The organism is Bradyrhizobium sp. ARR65 (genome assembly GCF_000472385.1).
GTDB lineage: Bacteria > Pseudomonadota > Alphaproteobacteria > Rhizobiales > Xanthobacteraceae > Bradyrhizobium.
Map to the genome: position 1 here is coordinate 1 of NZ_AWZU01000115.1, position 3,964 is coordinate 3,964.

At 59.6% G+C, this 3,964-nt stretch carries 7 protein-coding genes; 2 read left to right on the top strand and 5 right to left on the bottom strand.

The features are described 5' to 3' along the window. Window positions 1–127 precede the first annotated feature (127 nt). Window positions 128–1,201, bottom strand: a complete 1,074-nt coding sequence (locus F758_RS0142685; protein ID WP_063615031.1) for a tyrosine-type recombinase/integrase — start codon at window positions 1,199–1,201, stop codon at window positions 128–130. After that, complete coding sequence (locus tag F758_RS0142690) at window positions 1,198–1,386, bottom strand: hypothetical protein (RefSeq protein WP_024513471.1); 189 nt, start codon at window positions 1,384–1,386, stop codon at window positions 1,198–1,200. Before F758_RS0142690 ends, F758_RS0142685 begins: the two co-directional genes overlap by 4 nt. Before the next feature lie 350 nt (window positions 1,387–1,736). Between F758_RS0142690 and F758_RS46195 the strand changes: the two genes are divergently transcribed. Both F758_RS46195 and F758_RS0142700 read left to right on the top strand, forming a co-directional pair. Next, on the top strand, window positions 1,737–1,979 hold the full coding sequence (locus tag F758_RS46195; protein ID WP_245286787.1) for a hypothetical protein: 243 nt from the start codon (window positions 1,737–1,739) through the stop codon (window positions 1,977–1,979). A 154-nt stretch (window positions 1,980–2,133) separates the two neighbouring features. Next, on the top strand, window positions 2,134–2,514 hold the full coding sequence (locus F758_RS0142700; RefSeq protein WP_245286786.1) for a hypothetical protein: 381 nt from the start codon (window positions 2,134–2,136) through the stop codon (window positions 2,512–2,514). Here F758_RS0142700 and F758_RS50620 read toward each other — a convergent pair. The 3 genes from F758_RS50620 to F758_RS0142710 all read right to left on the bottom strand — a co-directional run. Continuing rightward, window positions 2,483–2,968, bottom strand: coding sequence for a hypothetical protein (locus tag F758_RS50620; protein ID WP_157450561.1), 486 nt, complete (start codon window positions 2,966–2,968; stop codon window positions 2,483–2,485). The genes F758_RS0142700 and F758_RS50620 overlap by 32 nt on opposite strands. Before the next feature lie 294 nt (window positions 2,969–3,262). Continuing rightward, complete coding sequence (locus F758_RS53125; RefSeq protein ID WP_349544108.1) at window positions 3,263–3,637, bottom strand: ATP-dependent DNA ligase; 375 nt, start codon at window positions 3,635–3,637, stop codon at window positions 3,263–3,265. Window positions 3,638–3,645: 8 nt separating this feature from the next. Continuing rightward, the coding region (locus F758_RS0142710) for a hypothetical protein (RefSeq protein WP_349544110.1) at window positions 3,646–3,964 on the bottom strand (319 nt) is incomplete at its 5' end.

Consider the following 3,964-nt stretch of genomic DNA (forward strand, 5'->3'; position numbering starts at 1 on the left):
GTCGTTGGGACCATCGGTCGCGGAATCTTGAACAAGATTCGAGTAGCGGATTTCTACTCCGCGGGTTGCAGGTTCGAGTCCTGCTGGGATCGCCACCCATTAACCCGACCTCTGCTATTTCAATTGCTTAGCTTCGTTTTTTGGCAAACTGGGTTTCCGGTTTGCCAATTCCTGTTCCTGAAATGAGCTGCCCGGCCGAGGCAGCTAATCCCTTGCGATTTGCTTCCTGGGTGTAACGCTCGGCCTCGCTTAAAGTGCGCCAGCCGAACCAGGCCATAAGCTGATGGGCCGTTGCGCCGTAATCAGCTAGGCGCGTCGCTGCGGCCGAGCGCAGGCCGTGTGCCCGACAATTTGGAAGGCCAGCCTCATTGCACCGATCGCGAAACCAATTACCGAACCCAGCGGCAGTAAAGGGCTTTCCTTGTTCAGTGACGAGAAAGGTCAGATTACAATCTGCTTGCGGCTGGAGATCCAGCTCTCGGCGCAGCGATGGTAAGATCGGAATGTCAAACGGCACTCCGCTTTTCTGGCGCGTCATAGAGAGAGTTTCGTCGCGGACGTATTGCCTTCCCATCCGAACCACGTCACAGCGCGCTTGCCCCGTAGATAAAATAAGTTCGAGCGCAAGCCGGGCCTTAGTTCCTGGAGGATGTCGCTTTTCGTATTGCGCGATGTCAGCGGGAGTCCACCGCCGATGCGGCGTCGATCTAACCTTTGTCAGCTTGATACCAAGGAGAGGGTCGGTTTCGATCATTTCGAGCGCGATACAATGATCGATGAACCCCCGAAGCGCCTTCTTCCAGTTTTTGGCCGCCGCAGCCGACTTCTTGTTCAGGATAGTTTGTAGTGCCTTCCTGTGTAGGAGCGCGATCCGCTTATCCCCATGCTCCTCGCGGAAGCGCTCCAGGATCGCACGCCGGTTTTTGCGGGTGTTCTCGGCCAGCCCTTCCTTGAATGCGCTCGACTGGTAGTAGGTCACGAGCACGGCATTGACGGTGCCAGCGCGCGTGCGATTGGCGCCGATCTCGATCGGCGCGGACCAATCCTCTTTCAGAGCCTTCTCTCGGGCCGCCATAAACTCCGGCGACCATGGCAATCCAGGCAAAGGTACGCGCTTTCGGCCGGGGAGGCGCAAGTAGAACCGCGGCTTGCCAAATCGATCGATGAAACCGTGGGTGTATTTGGGGTTTTTACGTTTCACCGCACGTCATCCCATTCGTTCACCGGCTCGTCCAACCGCGGCTGGTCAGGTCGCTTCGTCAGAACCCGGAACTTCCCGGTGCTCGGCTCGATCTCGACACCCTGCACATCGAAACCGGCATTTTGAGCGGCTTTCATCGCCCGAGTGACGTCGGTTTGCTTGAATGACTGTTTGCCGCGCGACATTATCGGTAGAGATCCATGGACATACGACCACCAGTCATTGTGCCGAAGCTGTAGCTGGACTGCCGCGTGCTCGACATTTTCACAGGTTTCTGCGAGCGGATTGGTAAGGCGTTCACTTCGTCTGCCGGCATGTGCCATATCAAGGGATTTGATATATCACTCGTGATAGTATCACGGCCGTACCATCGTCAAGCGGAATACCTCGGTGCGGCCCCTGGAGATGCGAGGAAAGGTTTGTGCTGAGAAAACCAAAAAAGCGCCCGGGCCGTGGTTCCGATCAGTTCCTCCTCCGCTTTCCCGATGGGATGCGGGATCAGATCGCGAAGGCCGCCGCGGCCAACGAGCGCTCCATGAATGCCGAGATAGTCGACCGGATCGAAAAATCGTTGACGCCGGCTTCGTCCAAAGCCGTGCCGCAGGCTGTGGCAGATATGGGCGCGTTGATGCGGGTATTATCCGGCACTTACGATCCGATCCTCGATCGGCTTGGAAAGGTGCTGCAACGGCTCGAAGAAAAGGACCGGATGGGCGACAGACTTGAAAAGCTGTTGCGGCATCTCGAAGAACAGACCGAAAGGACCAAGCACGATTAGCTCGGCGGGAACGAGCTTGGGTCCTCTCCGCGCGCCTCGTCCGCTCCGCGAGGCGCCGGCACATACGTGGTGAGCACATGCGCGTTGTGATCTGCGGGCGGGCGTGATCGGCGCCCGCACCGCCTACTTCCTCGCTCGCCGCAGGACCGAGGTCATGGTCGTGGAACGGACCGAGGTGGCCGCGGCGGCTTCCGGCAAGGCCGGCGGATTTCTGGCGCTTGACTGGTGCGGCGGCAATCCGCTCGATGCGCTGGCACGGCGGAGCTTCCAGCTTCATGCCGCCATGTCGCGCGAGTTTGCCGGAGACTGGGGTTATCAGCGCATGACCGGCTACAGCGGGGTCCGCCGTCCCAGATCACAACGGTCGCCGTCACGCACTGGCCAAGCTCGATTGAATTTCGGACGTATCACCGAGGCCGGCGCGGAGCTGTTCTCCCGAGAGCGGATTTCGCCCCAGCGCCGACGTCAGGCCAGATTGGCAACGCGCAACAAGGACCCTGATCCTATTGCGACCGCATGGTCCCGCTCGCGGTGAAATCGCTTTTCGGGTTGTATCCGGAGGCGTGTAGATTTTTCACATACATCTCGTGGTCCTTGCTGCTGACGCCCGGAGCCACGCCGTAGGAATTAACCCCGTAATAGGCGTAGGAATTACCCGGGTAATAGGCGTAGGGATTAGCCGGCCGGAATGGTGCGGTTGCAATCGCGCCTGCGGTATTGACTGCACCAGTGGCGATAGCTCCTGCCGTTCCAACCGCAGCGCCAGCCACGTCGGCCGGCCAGAAGCCTGAACGCGCATAACCTGGACCATAATAGCCGTTGTTGTAAGCGCTGTTGTTCATGGCTTCGCGCGGTGCGGCCCTTGTTGCGCGGTAAGCGGAGCTATGGTGAGTCTGGTAGCCATTCCGGTGGCTTTGATGAGTCCATGCCGAAGCGGCAGAAGTGGAGACGGTGAGGATAGCAGCACCAATAAGGATAGCTTTGTTCATGTGCTCAGCTCCTTTGAAAGTAGCGCCGGTCGAGCGCTGAACTACCTCAGAGAGATTTCGTTCCGCCGCTCCAACCGTTCGAGGCCAGCTGTAGGAAATTGCTCTAGCGCACGGGAGTCCAAAGAACCTGATCGCCACTCGTATTGGCCGGAACGTGCATAGCAGGTCTAACGTTAAGCTGGACTTGGAAACCTCCGTGCCATCAGCGCCCGGCCCTCGGCTTTCGAGCCTTGGGCCGCCCTCTGGTGCTGATTCGCAATTCCACGGAGGGCGACCTATATCTCAGGCATAGTCCTAAGTACCCCGCCCGAAATGTCCTGGTCCCGAGAGTTTGACGATCCGATTCCGGTCGCCAGCGGAAAGCCGCTGCGCACCACTTGCGGTGATGAAGCGGCGGCTCACGCAGCTCAACTCACCCTCGACCAGGATGTCGAAGGCGCAAAACTGGACTTCATGGTCGTGCTTGCGGGAGTGCAGCGCGTTGAAGGCCGAGACGCCATCCACCACGAGAACGACGGCCTCCCCATCGAGCACGAACCGCTTCTGACGGACTTTGCGCGGGGCTTCGACAATCCATGGATAGCGGTCGGTCCAGTTGTAGCCACCCCGGGTGATCAGGCGCAGGCCGTTACCGTCGCCAAGCGCTTGTGGGATCCGGCAGCCGGCCACAAACCAAATTAAGCAAGCAACACCGCGCCCGCATGAGCGATCTCCGCGTAAGTCCCCCTCCCGTGCAGCCAGAGCCAACCATTGGCAATCGCGCACTCAAGCTCGGCCTTGCATTCGGCGGGCGTGTACAGGAAGGGATCGTTGATCTTCTTGATGTGGATGCGGCTGTCCTGCACCGGCTCGGCGGCGTTGGCCAGCTCCATCAGCTCGCGCGCGGCGGCATCGCGACCGCCGAAGGGGCGATTGACAACGAATTTCATGCTCCGGCCGTATCTGCTTCGCCCACGCGCGCAATAGGGCGCACACCAGCTTGGCTTTCGCACGCAA